The sequence below is a fragment of the Streptomyces milbemycinicus genome, assembly GCF_002154605.1.
Taxonomy (GTDB): Bacteria; Actinomycetota; Actinomycetes; order Streptomycetales; family Streptomycetaceae; genus Streptomyces; species Streptomyces milbemycinicus.
The window spans coordinates 1-262 of the sequence record NZ_MUNE01001185.1 but is presented as its reverse complement, the minus strand read 5'-3'; the positions used below and the strand labels follow the sequence as shown (position 1 = coordinate 262).

Sequence of the window (262 nt, the reverse complement as noted above, 5' to 3'; positions counted from 1 at the left end):
CGCGGCCGGGCTCACCGTGGCGCGCGGCGTCGTCGTAGATGACCAGCTGCGCACGAGCGACCCGCGGATCTTCGCGATCGGCGACTGCGCGGAGCACGCCGGCGTTCTGTACGGCCTGGCGGGCCCGGCCCAGGACCAGGCGGATGTGCTGGCACAGGTTGTGGGCAATCGTGCCGCAGGGGCGCACGGGTGGGCACAACCCGGCCACCGGGCCGCGCACGGCGACGAAACCGGCCCCCGCTACGCGGGAAGCCGCGCCCTC

At 75.6% G+C, this 262-nt stretch carries 1 protein-coding gene; it reads left to right on the top strand.

Annotated features, from left to right (window positions below; genetic code table 11):
- Nucleotides 1–262, top strand: a 262-nt coding sequence (locus CCN51_RS51965; RefSeq protein WP_158104805.1) for an FAD-dependent oxidoreductase, incomplete at both ends; no start/stop codon positions are given.